Genomic DNA, 15280 nt, shown 5'->3' with positions numbered 1-15280 from the left:
CCTTCCCGGCATCCGCACCGTCGACGGCCCGGCCGAGGCATGACACGGCCGGTGATCTGGTACTCGTTCTCCCACGGCCGCACACCCACGGCGCATCTACGAACGGAGAGCCAGACACATGTCCCTCATCCTGGTGACGGGAGCCTCCACCGGACTCGGCTACGCGACCGCGGACGCGCTGGCCGCGGACGGACACGACGTGGTCGTCCACGCCCGTACCCCGGCGCGCGTCGCGGAGCCGACCGGGGCGAGCCGGTGGAGGGGCGCGGTGACCGGGGACCTGACCGAGACCGGTGAGATCTCCGACGTCGCCCGGCAGGCCGCCGCGTTCGGCCGCTTCGACGCGGTCGTGCACAACGCCGGCACCATGCGCACGCCGGAAACGGCGACCGTCAACGTCGTCGCGCCGTATCTGCTGACGGCCCTGATGGACAGGCCGTCCCGGCTCGTCTACCTCAGCAGTTCCATGCACCGGGACGGTTCCACCGACCTCACGCGGCTGGCCGCGGGCACGGCCACGTACAGCGACACCAAGCTGTGGGTGACCGCCTTCGCGCTGGCCGTCGCCTCCCGCTGGGCAGGGACGGCCGCGCACGCCGTCGATCCGGGATGGGTGCCGACCCGGATGGGCGGGCCGGGCGCCCCCGACGACCTGGCCGAGGGGCACCGGACCCAGACATGGCTGGCGGCGACGGAGGAGCCCGTCACCCCGGCGACCGGCGGCTACTGGTACCACCGGCGCAGCCAGGACCCGCACCCGGCGGCCCGCGACCGGCGGTTCCAGGAACAACTGGTCCGGGTCCGGGAGGACCGGACGGGCGTCGCCCTGGCATGAAACGGCGGCGGGCCCGGTCCTCATCGGCCGAGGTCCGGGCCCGCCGCCGGTGGCACACCGTGCCGAGGCGGCCGACTAGTAGATGTTCGCCGCCACGTCCGCGCCGTCCTCACGGCCGGCGTTGATCTGCGCCCGCAGCGCGATCTCGTCGTACACGCGGACCTCCTTGACGATGCGGCCGTCCTGGACGAGGAACTGCGAGACACCGAGGACGGTGACCGGCTTGCCGGTGAGCGGGCCGAAGGCGGGAATGCCGCGGTACGTGCCGTTCATCGTCCACGTCACGGCGATCCGCAGACCCGCGTACCGCTCGGCGTGGTGGGCCTGGACGTCGAGCACCGAGAAGCGCGCGTCGGGGAACGGGCCGACCATCTCCAGCAGGTCGGCCTGGTAGCGCTCGGGGCGGATGACGGTGCGGTCGCCGATGGTGTGCAGGAAGAGGTCCCGCGCCATGAAGTCCTTGACCTTGTTGAGCTCGCGCCGCGACCACACCTGCTCGATGAAGTCGAGGACCATCTCGCACTCGGCGCGGTGGAGGTCGGGGCGCGGACCGCTGACGCCCTCCAGGAGCACGTCCTTCGGCGGGGCCTCGGTCATCGATCCGGTGTAGCCCTGGAACTGGAGGCCGCGCGCGGCCTCGTCCGGGTCGATGCCCAGTTGGAGGCAGTCCGCCAGATCGTCGCGGACCACCCACTCCTCGACCATGCGGCCGCGCCGGTAGAGGCAGTTGGCGACCGTGCGCTTGCGGACGCGGACCCGGCGGCCGTCCACGAGGTGCTCGTCGGCGGAGAACACCAGGTGCGAGCTGAGGAAGGCGTCGTCCCCGCGGGCCTCCCACACCACGTCCTCGGCCTGTCCGATGTGGCCGGGCACGGCCGACATCCGCATCGTGCTGCCCTCGATCACGCCGTCCCGGCCGACCACCGTGCCGAGGCTGGCGTGGACGATCGAGTCGGGCTCGTAGTTGTCGACGATGTGGGCGATGTCGCGCTCGACCCAGATCCGGTCGGTCACCTCGCGGATGAACTCGTCCGGGTCGTTGTAGGGCTGGTACGCGACAGGGTCCAGGGCCATGGTGCTTCTTCCGTTCCAGTGCGTTGTGAATGCGTATGTAGGGTGACTGATGCGGGGTGGGCCGGGCAAGAGGTCCCGGCCCACGGGTTCAGGCGGTGGCGCGTGATGTCCTGGGTGTCTCCTGCCGGGGGAACTTGTCGGCCCCCAACTGGCTCCGGTACGTCTCCGTCATGAACGCCGTGACGACGACGAGGGCGAGGACGGCGCCGACGGCCAGGTAGGCCCACACGGCGTAGATCGTGTCGAAGGTGTCCACCAGCAGCGTCGCCACGAACGGGGTGATCCCCATGAAGATGGAGAACGAGCTGTTGTACGCGATGGCGCTCGCGCTGAACCGGGTCCGGGTCGAGAAGAGTTCCGCCGCGCACACCGTGACGATGCCGGTGAGGAAGAACTCCGGTACCAGGTAGATGAGTTGGCTGGCCACCGCGGCGCCGAAGGTGCCCCGGTCGCCCACCCGGAACGCGAGCGGGACCAGGACGATGCAGGCGATGGCGCCCGTGACGAGCATCGGCTTGCGCCCGATGCGGTCCGAGATCAGGCCGGCCAGCGGCAGGAACGGGATGAGGACGGCGATCGAGATGGCGTTGGACGCCAGGCCCATCCAGCGCGGCAGACCGAGCGTGTCGGTGAGGTACTGCGGATAGAAGGTGACCCACGTGTACGACAGGATCGCGCACATGATGGAGATGCCGCAGAAGACGAGGATGGGGCGCCACTGCGAGCGGAGCGCCTCGCGCACCGGGGACGCGACGACGTCGGTGCCGTCCTCGGTGGCCCGCACGAACTCCGGGCTCTCCGAGATGCGGCTGCGCATCCACAGGCCGACCAGGCTGAGCGGGATCGCCAGCAGGAACGGGATGCGCCAGCCCCACGAGTCCAGCGCGGGCCCCTCGAACACCCAGCTGGTCAGGGCCGCGACCCCGGCACCGGCGAGCGTGCCGACGAAACAGCTGTTGGAGGCGTACGAGGTGTAGTAGGCGCGCCGGTTGGGCTCGGCCCACTCGACGATGAAGGCGACCGCGCCGACGTACTCGCCGCCGGACACCGTCCCCTGCACCACACGGAGCACGAGGAGCAGGAGCGGCGCCAGGATGCCGACCTGGTGGTACGTGGGCAGGACGGCGACCAGGGCGGTGGCCACGCCCATGGCCATCAGGGTCCACAGGAGCGTCTTCCTGCGGCCCACCCGGTCGCCCCAGCGGCCGAGGATCGTCCCGCCGAGCGGACGGAACAGGCAGGCGATGGCGATGATCGCGTAGGTTCCGAGCACCGCGACGGTCTTGTCGCTCTCGGGGAAGAACGCCGGGGCCATGATCGGCGCCATGTAGCCGTAGAGGCCGTAGTCGAACTGCTCGACGAAGTTACCGATGCTGCCCGCGCCGATGGCCCGGCGGATCGCGCTCCGCTTCTCGGCGTCGCCCGGCGCGGCCGCCGGGGCTGAACGGGGTGGCGCTGCAGAGGACATGGCTGCTCCGATCGCGCGGTGGAGGAGAGGGATGAGGGGACCGCATGCGATGCATGCATACGTATGAACTAGGGCTGAACGTTAGGGTTCCGCCGGTGGGGCGTCAAGGGGTGCGGACAGGGTCGACACCAGGTGTCTTCGAGGCACGCATCACGGGGCGTCCGGCGGCCCCGAGGGGCGGGCCAGGGCGCCCATGGTGTCCATCAGGACCTGCGCCATGTTGAAGACGATCAGCCGGGCCCCGGCGCCCTCCGCGGAGCGCGCCGCGTCGAGGCCGGGGACGATCGTCATCACCTCGCGCCCGTTCCTGGCGGTGGCCCGATGCGCCTGCTCCATCAGGCCGTTCACCACCTCCGGACCGGGAAAGCCGCAGTCCGCGCCGAGGTCGGCGGGGCCCACCAGGACCGCGTCCACGCCCTCGGTGGCGGCGATCGCGTCGGCGGCACCGCAGGCGCGCCGCGTCTCGATCATCGCCACGACCAGCGTCTCGCGGGACGCGGCCACGTGCTCCGCCGCGCTGACGGTGCCGAACCGACCGGATCTGCTGTACGTGGCGAAGCCCCGCTCGCCCCACGGCGGATAGTGGCTCGCGGCCACGGCCCGCCGGGCGTCCTCGGCGCTGTCCACGTGCGGATGGATCAGGCCCGCCGCCCCCAGGTCGAGGCAGCGCAGCGCCAGGGCCGGCTCGGCGGTGCCCACCCGCACCAGGACGTCGATGCCATGGGCCTCGGCCGCCAGGATGTGCGCCTGGAGCAGCGCCGTGTCCGCGGGGCCGTGCTCGCAGTCGATGACCACGTAGTCGAGACCGGCGACGCCCGCCATCTCCACCAGCGTCTCGCACGGCAGCCGCAGCAGTGCGCCGCGCAGGGACTCGCCGTCCCTCAGGCGCTGCTTGAGGCCCCGGCGCGGGGTGCGCGGAACCGTCATCGTGCCACCATCCCCGCCGACAGGTCGATGTCGGCGCCGCACATGCCACGCATCCGCAGCATCGCGGTCACCGCCTCGCCGACCTCCTCCTCGGTCACCATCCGGCCGAGCGCGGCACGCGACACGAACGCCTCCTCGGCCTCCGCGTAACTGCTGCCCGTCCGCTCGGCCTCAAGACGGAAGTTGCGCTCCATGCGCGGACCCGAAACAGGGCCGGGGGACAGGGAGTTGACCGTGACACCCAGCGGACCCACCTCGCCCGCCAGGGTCGTCGTCAGGCCGATCACCGCCATCTTCGACGCGCAGTACGGGGTGCGCCGCAGCAGCGGCCGCTTGCCCGACACCGACGCCACGTTGATGACATCACCGAAGCCCCGACGGGTCATGGCGGGCAGGAAGGCGCGGCACATCAGGAACATGCCGCGCACGTTCACGGCGAACACCTCGTCCCACTCCTCGGGCGAGATGTCGGTCAGCGCCGCGACCGGGCCCGCGATCCCCGCGTTGTTGACCAGGATCGAGACCTCCTCGTCCGCGAGGGCGGAGGCGAGCGCGTCCACGTCCGCGGGCCGGGACACGTCGCACACCTGAGGGGCGACCCCCGGGCCGAGCTCGTCGGCGGTGCGCTTGAGGGTGTCCGCGTCGCGGCCCGTGATCACGACGCGCGCGCCGTCGGCCAGCAGGGAACGGGTGACGGCGCGGCCGAGGCCGCTGCCGCCGCCGGTGACCAGAGCGGTCCGCCCGGCCAGCGGCGTGGGGGTGCGGTCGCTCATGCGCCCGCCTCCGTGTTCCACGTCAGCTCCTTGTCGCCGTACTTCGCGGCGCGCACGTCGCCCGAGCGGGCGTGGCCCTCGAACAGCTCGACGCGGGCGGCCCGCCCGCACACCTCGCCGAGCAGGGCCGAGGAAGCGGTGTCGGTGACTTCCTGGTGGGTGACCGTCTTGAGGTACTTGCCGACCCACAGGCCGCCCGTGTAACGGGCGGCACCCCGGGTGGGAAGCACGTGGTTGGTGCCGATGACCTTGTCCCCGTAACTGACACACGTGCCCTCGCCGAGGAACAGGGCGCCGTAGTCACGCATCGCGTCGAGCGCCTGCCGCGGGTTCTCGGTCAGCACCTCGACGTGCTCGCTCGCGTACGAGTCGGCGACCTCGAAAGCCTCGTCGAGGGTGTCGACGACGACGATCTCGCCGTGGTCGCGCCAGGCCGGTTCCGCGAAGTCCTTCGTCGGCATGCCCGGCAGCAGCCGCTCGATGTGCCGCTCGACCTCCCGCCCCAGCTCCTCGGAGGTGGTGACGAGGACGGCGGGGGAGTCCGGGCCGTGCTCGGCCTGCGACAGCAGGTCGACGGCGACGACGAAGGGGTCCGCGTGCTCGTCCGCGATCACCAGGATCTCCGTCGGCCCGGCGAACAGGTCGATGCCCACCTCGCCGAACAACTGCCGCTTGGCCTCGGCCACGTACGCGTTGCCCGGCCCCGCCAGCATCGGCACGCTGCCGATGGTCTCGGTGCCCACGGCCAGCGCCGCGACGGCCTGCACACCACCGAGCAGGTAGATCTCGTCGGCCCCCGCGAGGTGCATCGCCGCGACGGTGGCGGCCGGGATCTCCCCGCGGATCGGCGGCGTACAGGCGGCGACCCGGGGCACGCCCGCGACCTTCGCGGTCACGATGGTCATGTGGGCCGACGCGGTCAGCGGGTAGCGGCCCCCGGGCACGTACGCGCCGGCGGCGGAGACGGGGACGTGCCGGTGGCCGAGGCGGACGCCGGGCAGCGTCTCGATCTCGACGTCGAGCAGCGCGTCCCGCTGTGCCTGGGCGAAGGTGCGCACCTGCTGCTGCACGAACCGGATGTCGTCCAGGACCTGCTCCGGGACACCGGCGACGATGCGCTCGATCTCCTCGGACGACAGCCGGAAGGACTCGGGGCTCCAGTCGTCGAACTTCTCCGAGTACTGGCGCACCGCCTCGTCGCCGCGCTCGCGGATGTCGTCGAGGATGGCGCGCACCCGGTCGGCGACGTCCGCGCGGGCGGCGGTCACCTGGGCGGCGGGAACGGGGGACCTGAGGAATCGAGGCATGACGGCTCTCTTCGACTCGTTGATGGGTGATGGGTGATGGGTGATGGGTGTTGACGTGCGTGTGACGTACTAGGCGACGGTGGCGGCGGCCGCCGGGACGAGGTCCCGCAGCGCGTCGCTCACCGCGTCCGGCCGCTGCCACGGCAGCAGGTGCCCGGCGTCCGGCAGTTCGCTCGTACGGGACCGGGGCAGCGCCTCGGCGATGGCGTGGTGGAAGGCGGGCGGGCAGAGCGCGTCCCGGCCGCCCGCGAGCACCACGGAGGGGCAGCGCGCCGAGCGCAGCGCGTCGAACGCGTCCCGGCGGGTGGCCTGGGCGGCGAGCTGGGCGCGGGCGGCGGCGGGGCCCACGGCGTGGGCCATGCGGCGGTAGCGCGCGGCGTCCGCCGGGGTCGGGAGGCGGTCGGGGAACATGTCCGGCAGCGTCCGCTCGACCACGTCCGCGAACCGGCCGGCCGCGACGAGGCCGTCCAACTCCGCCCACCCGGCGTGCTGTTCGGGGTGCGGGCCGGAGGCGTTCGTCGCCATGACGCACAGCCCCGCGACCCGCTCCGGCGCCCGGCGCAGCGCCTCGAAGCCGACGATCGCGCCGAGGCTGAGGCCGACGAGCACGAACGGCCCGTCCACCGCGGCGAGGACGTCGTCGGCGAGCGCGCCGATGTCCGGGCGGCGCAGCGCGACGTGGTGCACGGCGTGGCCCTCGGGGAAGGCCACGTCCGACCACAGGCTCGCGTCGCACAGCATGCCGGGGACCACGACCAGGGGCAGCGGCACGCCGGTCACCAGCGCCGCGCGGAGCGGGGCAGGAGCGCGTACGGGGCGACGTACCCGTTGTGGTCGAGGCCGAGGCCCGCGTCGGCGGCGGCCTTGAGGACCTCCTCGTCCCACTCCAGACGGACCCTGCCGTCACCGGCGTTGACCACCAGGAGGTCGCCCTCCTCGTCGCCCACGTTGCGCAGGGTGCGCCAGGCGTCCTGCGGCACCGACAGCATGTCGCGCGGGCCGAGCCGGACGGAGACCGGGTCGGTGCGGTTCAGCGTGACCTCCCACTCGCCGTCCTTCACGATGAGTGTCTGCGTCTCGTGCTGCCGGTGCTGCGACACACCCTGGCCGGGCTCGGCGCGCAGCCAGGCGACGTTGTGGCCGTGCGGGTTGAACACCCGCGGCTCCTGGTGCGCGTCCTCGGTCATGCCGTAGCCGATGACACAGCTCAGCCGGGCGCCGCCGCCGGGCAGGGTGCTGTCGAGGAAGGGGCGCTGCGACCACACGAGCTCGTCGGCCGCGGCGACCCGGCGCTTCATCTCCTCGGCGCTGTAGTGGCGCAGCCGGTCGATGTGCTCCTGCGCCATGGGCGTGACCCGCTCGGACTCCGGCGGGAGGGCGTCCCCGGCGACGGTGTCGACGAGCTGGTTGTCGGCGCTCAGGTACAGGCCGTGCTCGGCCGCCTCGCGCAGGACCGAGGGGCCCCAGATGATGCCGCCGGTGCGGTCCATGCCGAGCACGGTGAACAGCCAGCCGTCGTCGGGCCCCGTGTTGGTGAAGCCGCGGAAGATCCAGGTCGGCACCGAGACGATGTCCCCGGCCCTGAGCGGGAGTTCGCCCTCCTCGCCGTCGGCGCCCCAGCGCAGCAGGTACTCCCCGGCGGTGCAGACGAACACCTCGGCGGTGTAGTGCAGGTGCAGGTTGTTGGTGATGCCGTGCGGCATGGCGGCGGCGCCGATGTTGTAGCCGTGCGGCAGCCGCAGATTGACGTACTGGCCGGAGGCCTGCGAGACGCCCGGACCGATCATGGCGTAGTTCTCCTTCCGGTCCGATCCGGGCGTGCGGCAGTCGATGAAGGCCTGGTTGCAGGAGACGAAGTCACTGCGGCGGACCGTGCGCTCCTCCAGCTCGGGGGTGGAGACGACGACATCGGGCATGGGGGCTCCCTGGCGAAACGTGGCGCGGAGTGCGACTGGCGTGCGAGTGCGACTGATGTGCGAGTGCATCTGGAATACGTATGCATTGCCATGACAGGACGCGAGAGGGGTGACTGTCAAGGGGTTGGCTGGAAGAGAATTGCCGTTCCGGCGCTCGATCGCGCCCGGACGCGGCATCGGCATACGTATACTGATGGCCGGTGCCGACGAGGAGAGGGAGTCATGGGGATCACGAGTCACGACGTGGCGAGGCTCGCGGGTGTCTCGCAGCCCACGGTGTCCCGCGCCCTGCGTGACGACCCCCGTGTCTCCCTGGCCACGCGCGAAAAGGTCAAGCGGGCCGCCCAGGCGCTCAACTACGTGCCCAGCGAGGCGGGCCGCACCCTGTCGACCCGCGCCACCCGCCGCGTCGGCGTCATCGTGACCGACATGACCAACCCGTTCTACCCGCACGTCGTCGCCCCGCTCCACGACGAGCTGCGGCAGCTGGGCTACCGGATGATGCTGCTCACCGAGCGCTCCGACGAGGCGGTCGCCGAGGAGAAGCTGCTGGACCAGTCCCTCGACGGTGTCGTCCTCGCGACCGCCACCACCGACTCCCGGCTGCCCGCCCTCCTGGAGCGGCGCGGCATGCCGTACGTGTTCCTCAACCGGGACACCGGCCGGCCGGGCGACTTCGCCTCCGTCGTCGACAACGAGGGCGGTGGACGGCTCGTCGCGCGGGAGCTCGTCGCGCTCGGCCACCGGCGCATCGCCGGGATCTTCGGCGCGGTCAACACCACGACCGGCCGTGAGCGCGAGCTGGGCTTCCGGCTGGCCCTCGCGGACGCCGGGATCGGCCTGCCGGAGGACCGGGTGGTGCGCGGGGCGTTCGAGTGCGGGACCGGCTACGCGGCGCTGCCCTCGCTGCTGGCGGCGGCCGAACCCCCGACGGCCGTGTTCTGCGGCAACGACGTGGTCGCCATCGGCGTCCTCAACGCCGCGCTCGCGGCGGGCGTGAAGGTCCCCGACGACCTCACCGTCGTCGGCTTCGACGACCTGCCCATGGCCGCGTGGGAGGTGTTCCGGCTCACCACCGTCCGGCACGACCTGGGCGAACTCGCCTGCCAGGCGGCCCGGTTGCTGGTCCGGCGGATCGGCGGGGACGTCGACCCGGCGGGCGAACGACTCGTGCTGCCCACCGAGTTCGTGCCGCGCGCCACCCACGCCAAGGCCCGCTGACCGGCCGAGGACCGACCGGCCGGCGGACCCCGGCGTCACGACCGGGAGACCTCGCGGACCGGCCCGTCGACGCTCACGGGCACCTTCAGGCGGCGCTGACGCACCACCCCCACGGCCGCCAGCACGGCGGCGAGCCCCAGCGACAGCCACAACTCCAGCCGGTGCCCCGGCAGTACGGCCATCAGCACCAGCACCCCGGCGATGAACGCGATGGTGGCGAGGGTGAGCCAGGGGAAGGCCCACATGCGCACCTCGGCCGGGGTGCCGCCCTTGCGGCGCACGGCGTACTGGGTCAGCGCGATGACCATGTACATCATCAGCGCTATGGCCCCGCTGGACGCGATGAGATACGAGAACACCTCGGGGAGCAGATAGTTGGCGATCACCGCGCCGATCCCGACGACCGTCGACGCGAGGACCGCGTTGCGGGGCACACCGTGCGCGGAGGTACGGGCGAAGGCGGCCGGGGCGTCGCCGCGTCCGGCCAGCGAGAACAGCATCCGCGACGCCGTGTAGACCGCCGAGTTGAGGCAGCTGCACACGGCGACGACCAGCACCACGTCCATGATCCGTGAGGCGCCCGGGATGTTCATCCGGTCCAGGACGGCCTGGTAGGAACCGGCCGCGAGATCGTCGGCGTTCCAGGGCACGAGGCAGACCACGACGAGGATCGAGCCGATGTAGAACAGGCCGAGCCGCCACACCACCGCACGGATCGCCTTCTTGATGTTCTTGCGCGGCTCCTCGGACTCGGCGGCCGCGATGGTGACGATCTCGCTGCCCTGGAAGCTGAACATGGCCGTCAGCAGACCCGCGAGCACCGCCGTGACACCCTGCGGCGCGAAGCCACCGTGGCTCCAGAGGTTCGACACACCATGGGTGTCGGAACCGGGCAGCACACCGAGCACGGCGAGCGCCCCGAGCACCAGGAACGCCACGATCGCGACGACCTTGATCAGCGAGAACCAGTACTCGAACTCACCGTAGTTGCGCACCGCCAGCAGATTGCTGCCGGTCAGCACGAGGATCACGGCGAGCGCCGGGATCCAGCTCGGTATCGAGGTCAGCCCCGCGACGACCTCGCCCGCGGCGATGGCCTCGATGGGGATGACGAGAATGTAGAACCACCAGTACAGGTACCCGATCGAGAACCCGGCCCAGCGGCCGAGCGCCCGGTCCGCGTACGTGGAGAACGAGCCCGTGTCGGGGTTCGCGACGGCCATCTCGCCGAGCATCTGCATGACGAGCACCACCAGGGCGGCGGCCAGCAGGAACGAGACGATGACGGCCGGACCCGCGGTCGCCACGGCGGCCGAGGAGCCGACGAAGAGCCCGGCGCCGATGACACCACCGATGGAGATCATCGTGATCTGACGGCCCTTGAGGCCCTGGGTGAGCGTCGCGCCGGAGGCGGGGGGAGAAGCTGGGGAGGGGAGGGACATGGGAGGTTCCTTGGCTCGCGTACGAGAGGGGAGCCGCGTCGCACAGGTCCGGTGCGCAGGGTCCCGCACGAAGGGGTGGGCCGGGGACGGCCGCCGCCGTCGACGTCGTCCCCGGCCCGGCTGCGAACGGCGCGGTCAGAGCTGTTCGCGCAGCGCCTCGGGCACGGAGTCGAAGGCGCCGGAGGTCCGGCCGATCCGGTCGATGCGCAGGGTGGCGGTGGCGCCGTGGGCGGCGAGGCCCTCGAAGGCGGAGATCCGCTCGACGGCCGGGGCGAGCGCCGCCGTGCCCGCCTTCGCCGCGCGCTGGTAGGTCAGCGGCTTCAGGAAGCGGGAGACGGAGAGGCCGGCGTTGTAGCGCGCGGTCTTGCCCGTCGGCAGCACGTGATTGGTGCCGGCGATGCCCTTGTCGGAGTACGCGACGGTGGACCACGGGCCGATGAACAGCGATCCGTAGTTGGTGAGGTTCTCCAGGTAGAAGTCGTCGTCCTCGGTGTGCACCTCCAGGTGCTCCGGGGCGATGACATCGGCCACGGCGACCGCCGCGTCCCGGTCCTCGACCACGATGACCGAGCCGAAGTCCCGCCAGGCCGGTCCCGCGATGTCACGGGTGGCGAGGGTGGCGAGCTGGCGCTCCATCTCCGCCACGACGGCCCGCCCCATCTTCTCGGACGTGGTGACCAGCGCGGCGGGGGAGTTGGGGCCGTGCTCCGCCTGACCCAGCAGGTCGGCCGCCACCCACTCCGGGTCGGCGGTGTTGTCCGCGATGACCGCGACCTCCGAGGGCCCGGCGAGCAGGTCGATGCCGACCTGGCCGAACAGCTGCCGCTTGGCCTCGGTGACGAACGCGTTGCCCGCGCCGACCAGCATGTCCACCGGCGCCTCGCCCAGCAGACCGAAGGCCATCGCGCCGAGCGCCTGCACACCGCCGAGCGCGAACACCCGGTCGGCGCGGGACAGGTAGGCGCCGTACAGCACCGCCGGGTGCGCGCCGTGCTCGCCGGACGGCGGGGTGCACGCCACGACCGTCGGCACGCCCGCCGTCTTCGCGACGTTGACCGTCATGAAGGCGCTGGCGAGCAGCGGGAACCGGCCGGCCGGGAGGTAGGCGCCGACACGGGAGACCGGCACGTACCGCTGGCCGCCCCGCACGCCGGGGGCGAGTTCGATCTCGAAGTCGGTCAGGTGCTCGCGCTGCGCGGCGGCGAACCGGTGGGTGCGCTCGTAGCCCATCTCCAGGGCGGTGCGGACGTCGGCGGGCAGCGCGTCGCCCGACTTCTTCAACTCGTGGGCCGGGATCTCCAGGTCGCCGGACCAGCCGTCCAGCTCCTGGGCGTAGGCGCGGACCGCGTCCATGCCCTTGTGCTCGATCTCCTTGAGCATCTCGGAGACGCGCTCGACCACCTTCGGGTCGCGCTGGGCGGGCGGGCCGTCGACGGACGGCTTCTTGAGCCACGTGAGGGGAGGGAGGGCCTGGGCTTCGTCGTGCGTGATCTGCATGGCGAGGACGCTAGACGGAGCGCTGCCACAGGACCAGAGGGGCGAGTCCTGTCGTATCCACAGGGTTTCCCTGTGTGTCATGTGCGGGCGATGCTCACAGGCTCAGCTCGGCGCGGATCTCGCGCAGGGTGTCCTCGGCGATGCGCACGAGCTCGCGGGTGGCTCGGGACAGGGGGTGGCCCCGGCGGCGTACCAGCGCGATGGTGTCGTGGAGCGGCTCCGCGAAGGAGACGGTGTGCAGTCCCGCGGGGAAGGCGGGGCTGGCGACGACCGCGCGGCTGACGATGGTGTCCCCGACCCCGGCGGCCACCAACTTCAGTGCTGCTTCCACGTGTTCGAGCTCGATCAGCGGGTCGATGCGCACCCCGGCGAACTGGGCGCGCTCCGCGAGCTGCCGCCGCGTCGGGTCCTGCCAGCCGTAGTGGGCGTCGTACAGGACGAGAGGTGCTCGGGCGAACTCCTCGATGGTGACCGGCTCCCGGGTGCGTTCCTCGCTGGCGCTGACGTAGTACACCTCGTCGCGCAGCAGCGGTGTCACCTGGAGTTCCTCGTCGTCGATCGGCAGGACGACGAGACCCGCCTCGATGCGTCCGGCCGCCACCGCGGCCGCGGTCTCCGCCGAGTTCTGGCCCACGAGCCGGACCCGCACCGACGGGTAGCGGGCGTGGAACAGCTGGACCAGGTTGGACAGCAGGTAGTAGTCGGCGTTGCGCAGCACCCCGAACGTGGCGGTGCCACCGCCGAGCGAACCGAGGGAGTGCACCGCCCGCGTCCCGCTGTCGGCCGCGGCCACGGACTGCTGGGCGTACGGCAGGAGTTCCTGGCCCGCCGAGGTGAGGGACAGGGTGCGGCTGCCGCGCACGAACAGCTCGGCGTCCAGCTCGGCCTCGAGGCGGCGGACCAGTTCGGAGGCGGAGGCCTGGGCCATCTCCATGGCCTGCGCGGCGGCGGTGAACGACCCGAGCCGTTCCGCTTCGACGAAGGCCCTCAGTTGGGTGAGCGTCATGCGGCCACAGGGTAGCCCTGTGCTTGTCGCAGGACATGAGGGGGTTGTCCCCCGGAAGGTCCGCTGCTTGGCTCGGACGGACACCGCGCACCACCAGCCCCGACCCCGCGAGGAAGGCCCTTCCCGGCGATGACCAGCAGCCCTTTGCCGATCTGTCTCGTCCAGTCGGCCGCGTACCACCACGCCGACGGCGGCGCGCTCGACGCGTTCGCGGCGGACGTGCGCCGCGTCACCCGCGCCCACCCCGGCGCCCGGCTGCTGGTCCACCCGGAGCTGCACCTGTGCGGCCACCGGCCCGACGAGGACCCCGAAACGGTCATGACGGCGGCCGCCGAACCACTCGACGGCCCCCGCGGCACCCGCCTCGCCGCCCTCGCGCGCGAGACGGGTGTGTGGCTCGTGCCCGGCACCGTCTACGAGCGCGGCGACGACGGCCGGATCTACAACACGGCCCCGGTGTACTCGCCGCGCGGCGAGCAGATCGCCGCGTACCGCAAGGTCTTCCCGTGGCGGCCCTACGAGACCACGGCGTCCGGCACGGAGTTCGTCGTGTTCGACATGCCCGGGTACGGGCGGGTGGGCCTGTCCATCTGCTACGACGCCTGGTTCCCCGAGGTCACCCGGCACCTCGCCTGGCAGGGCGCCGACCTGGTCCTCAACCTCGTACGCACCCCCACCGTCGACCGCGCGCAGGAACTGGTCCTGGCGCGGGCCAACGCGATCGTGAACCAGGTGACCATGGTCAGCGTCAACGCCGCGCAGCCGAACGGGATCGGCCGCAGCGTCGTGGTCGACCCCGAGGGGCGGGTGCGGGCGGAGGCCGGGTCCGCCACGGAGCAACTCGTCACGGACGTCCTCGACCTCGGCGCGGCCCGCCGGGTGCGCACCCATGGGACGGCGGGCCTGACCCGCGTCTGGGACCCGTTCGCCGCGGGCCAGGAACCGCTCGAACTGCCCCTGTACGCGGGCCGGATGGACCCGCAGCGGTGGCGAGAAGGGCTCCCGGCGGAAGGGCGCCACGGCGCCGCCGCCCGCTGAACTACACCGTGCGCTGAAGGCGTTCGTTCGCGTTGTGCATGTGGTCCGCCATCGCGCGGTCCGCGCCGTCGGGGTCGTGGGAGCGGATGGCCTCGACGACCGCGGCGTGTTCGCAGAGGGTGCCGCTCACGGTGCCCTCCAGGTCGTTGACGCGCTCCATCCAGACCTGGAGCAGGGCGCGGATGGAGTGGAGTATGTCGCTGAGCACGCTGTTGCCGGCGATCCGGGCGATCTCCAGGTGGAAGGCGATGTCCGCCTCGACGAACGCCTCCGTGCCGCCGTCCTCCCCGGCGCGGCGCAGCGCCGCGTGCAGTTCGTCGAGGCGCTCGATGTCCTCGGGGCCGGAGCGCTCGGCGGCGAGCCGGGCCGACACACCCTCCATGTAGCGCCGCACCTCTACCAGGTCCTGGGTGCGGCGCTGCCCCAGCATCAGGCCCCAGTTGATCGCCTGCGGGAGGAAGTCGGACGTGCCCTCCCTGACGTAGGACCCGGAGCCGGGCCGGATCTCGATGATGCCGAGTACGTCCAGGGCCGAGAGGGCGCCGCGCACGCTGGAGCGCGCGACGTTGAGGGCCTCGGCGAGGTTGCGCTCCGCGGGCAGCCGGGTGCCGGGCTTGATGTTGCCCGCGGCGAGGTGGTCGAGCAGCCGCTTGGCGACCTCGGTCACGGTCGACTCGCGCACCACGGGGCGCAGGAGTCGGGACAGGTCGGCGGGGTCGCCCTCGAGGGCGGCGGCGGGTGGCTCGGGCGTACTGGTCACCGCGTAAGTACATCAA

Annotated in this window: 14 protein-coding genes; 3 read left to right on the top strand and 11 right to left on the bottom strand. The window is 72.1% G+C overall.

The window, feature by feature from the left end; translation table 11 throughout:
• Positions 1 to 118: 118 nt before the first annotated feature.
• A complete protein-coding gene (locus ACYBSK_RS22230) occupies positions 119 to 835 on the top strand; it encodes an SDR family NAD(P)-dependent oxidoreductase (RefSeq protein ID WP_460243034.1) in 717 nt (238 codons plus the stop codon).
• Positions 836 to 910: 75 nt separating this feature from the next.
• Here the strand turns inward: ACYBSK_RS22230 and ACYBSK_RS22225 are convergent, their stop codons facing one another.
• From ACYBSK_RS22225 to ACYBSK_RS22195, 7 genes are all read right to left on the bottom strand, one after another.
• Positions 911 to 1909, bottom strand: coding sequence for a nuclear transport factor 2 family protein (locus ACYBSK_RS22225; RefSeq protein WP_460243033.1), 999 nt, complete (start codon positions 1907 to 1909; stop codon positions 911 to 913).
• 88 nt (positions 1910 to 1997) lie between these two features.
• On the bottom strand, positions 1998 to 3377 hold the full coding sequence (locus tag ACYBSK_RS22220; RefSeq protein ID WP_460243032.1) for an MFS transporter: 1380 nt from the start codon (positions 3375 to 3377) through the stop codon (positions 1998 to 2000).
• Positions 3378 to 3527: 150 nt separating this feature from the next.
• On the bottom strand, positions 3528 to 4304 hold the full coding sequence (locus ACYBSK_RS22215) for an HpcH/HpaI aldolase family protein (protein WP_460243031.1): 777 nt from the start codon (positions 4302 to 4304) through the stop codon (positions 3528 to 3530).
• A complete protein-coding gene (locus ACYBSK_RS22210) occupies positions 4301 to 5077 on the bottom strand; it encodes an SDR family NAD(P)-dependent oxidoreductase (protein ID WP_460243030.1) in 777 nt (258 codons plus the stop codon). Before ACYBSK_RS22210 ends, ACYBSK_RS22215 begins: the two co-directional genes overlap by 4 nt.
• On the bottom strand, positions 5074 to 6384 hold the full coding sequence (hisD, locus tag ACYBSK_RS22205; RefSeq protein WP_460243029.1) for a histidinol dehydrogenase: 1311 nt from the start codon (positions 6382 to 6384) through the stop codon (positions 5074 to 5076). Before hisD (ACYBSK_RS22205) ends, ACYBSK_RS22210 begins: the two co-directional genes overlap by 4 nt.
• A 69-nt stretch (positions 6385 to 6453) precedes the next feature.
• Positions 6454 to 7155, bottom strand: a complete 702-nt coding sequence (locus tag ACYBSK_RS22200) for an alpha/beta fold hydrolase (protein WP_460243028.1) — start codon at positions 7153 to 7155, stop codon at positions 6454 to 6456.
• A 5-nt stretch (positions 7156 to 7160) separates the two neighbouring features.
• The gene (locus tag ACYBSK_RS22195) at positions 7161 to 8300 is read right to left on the bottom strand and encodes a cupin domain-containing protein (protein ID WP_460243027.1); all 1140 of its coding nucleotides are present in this window, start codon (positions 8298 to 8300) and stop codon (positions 7161 to 7163) included.
• Positions 8301 to 8522: 222 nt separating this feature from the next.
• On the opposite strand from ACYBSK_RS22195, the gene ACYBSK_RS22190 reads away from it, so the two are divergent.
• Entirely contained in the window at positions 8523 to 9521 is a 999-nt protein-coding gene (locus ACYBSK_RS22190) for a LacI family DNA-binding transcriptional regulator (RefSeq protein WP_460243026.1), read from the top strand.
• Between the two features lie 35 nt (positions 9522 to 9556).
• On the opposite strand, the gene ACYBSK_RS22185 is transcribed toward ACYBSK_RS22190, so the two are convergent.
• The 3 genes from ACYBSK_RS22185 to ACYBSK_RS22175 all read right to left on the bottom strand — a co-directional run bounded on the left by ACYBSK_RS22185 (position 9557) and on the right by ACYBSK_RS22175 (position 13466).
• Positions 9557 to 10963, bottom strand: coding sequence for an amino acid permease (locus ACYBSK_RS22185; protein WP_460243025.1), 1407 nt, complete (start codon positions 10961 to 10963; stop codon positions 9557 to 9559).
• 135 nt (positions 10964 to 11098) lie between these two features.
• Positions 11099 to 12460: a histidinol dehydrogenase gene (gene hisD, locus ACYBSK_RS22180; protein WP_460243024.1), complete on the bottom strand. Its 1362-nt coding sequence runs from the start codon at positions 12458 to 12460 to the stop codon at positions 11099 to 11101.
• Positions 12461 to 12554: 94 nt separating this feature from the next.
• Positions 12555 to 13466 (bottom strand): LysR substrate-binding domain-containing protein, encoded by a 912-nt coding sequence (locus tag ACYBSK_RS22175; RefSeq protein ID WP_457478948.1) that lies wholly within the window; start codon positions 13464 to 13466, stop codon positions 12555 to 12557.
• A gap of 129 nt (positions 13467 to 13595) precedes the next feature.
• Between ACYBSK_RS22175 and ACYBSK_RS22170 the strand changes: the two genes are divergently transcribed.
• Positions 13596 to 14504 (top strand): carbon-nitrogen hydrolase family protein, encoded by a 909-nt coding sequence (locus tag ACYBSK_RS22170; protein WP_460243023.1) that lies wholly within the window; start codon positions 13596 to 13598, stop codon positions 14502 to 14504.
• Position 14505: 1 nt separating this feature from the next.
• Here ACYBSK_RS22170 and ACYBSK_RS22165 read toward each other — a convergent pair whose 3' ends face one another.
• On the bottom strand, positions 14506 to 15264 hold the full coding sequence (locus ACYBSK_RS22165) for a FadR/GntR family transcriptional regulator (RefSeq protein ID WP_457478946.1): 759 nt from the start codon (positions 15262 to 15264) through the stop codon (positions 14506 to 14508).
• Positions 15265 to 15280 lie beyond the last annotated feature (16 nt).

The organism is Streptomyces sp. BYX5S (assembly GCF_054724165.1).
Note: the sequence above shows the minus strand (reverse complement) of the source record. Positions and strands in the feature narration are given on the sequence as shown.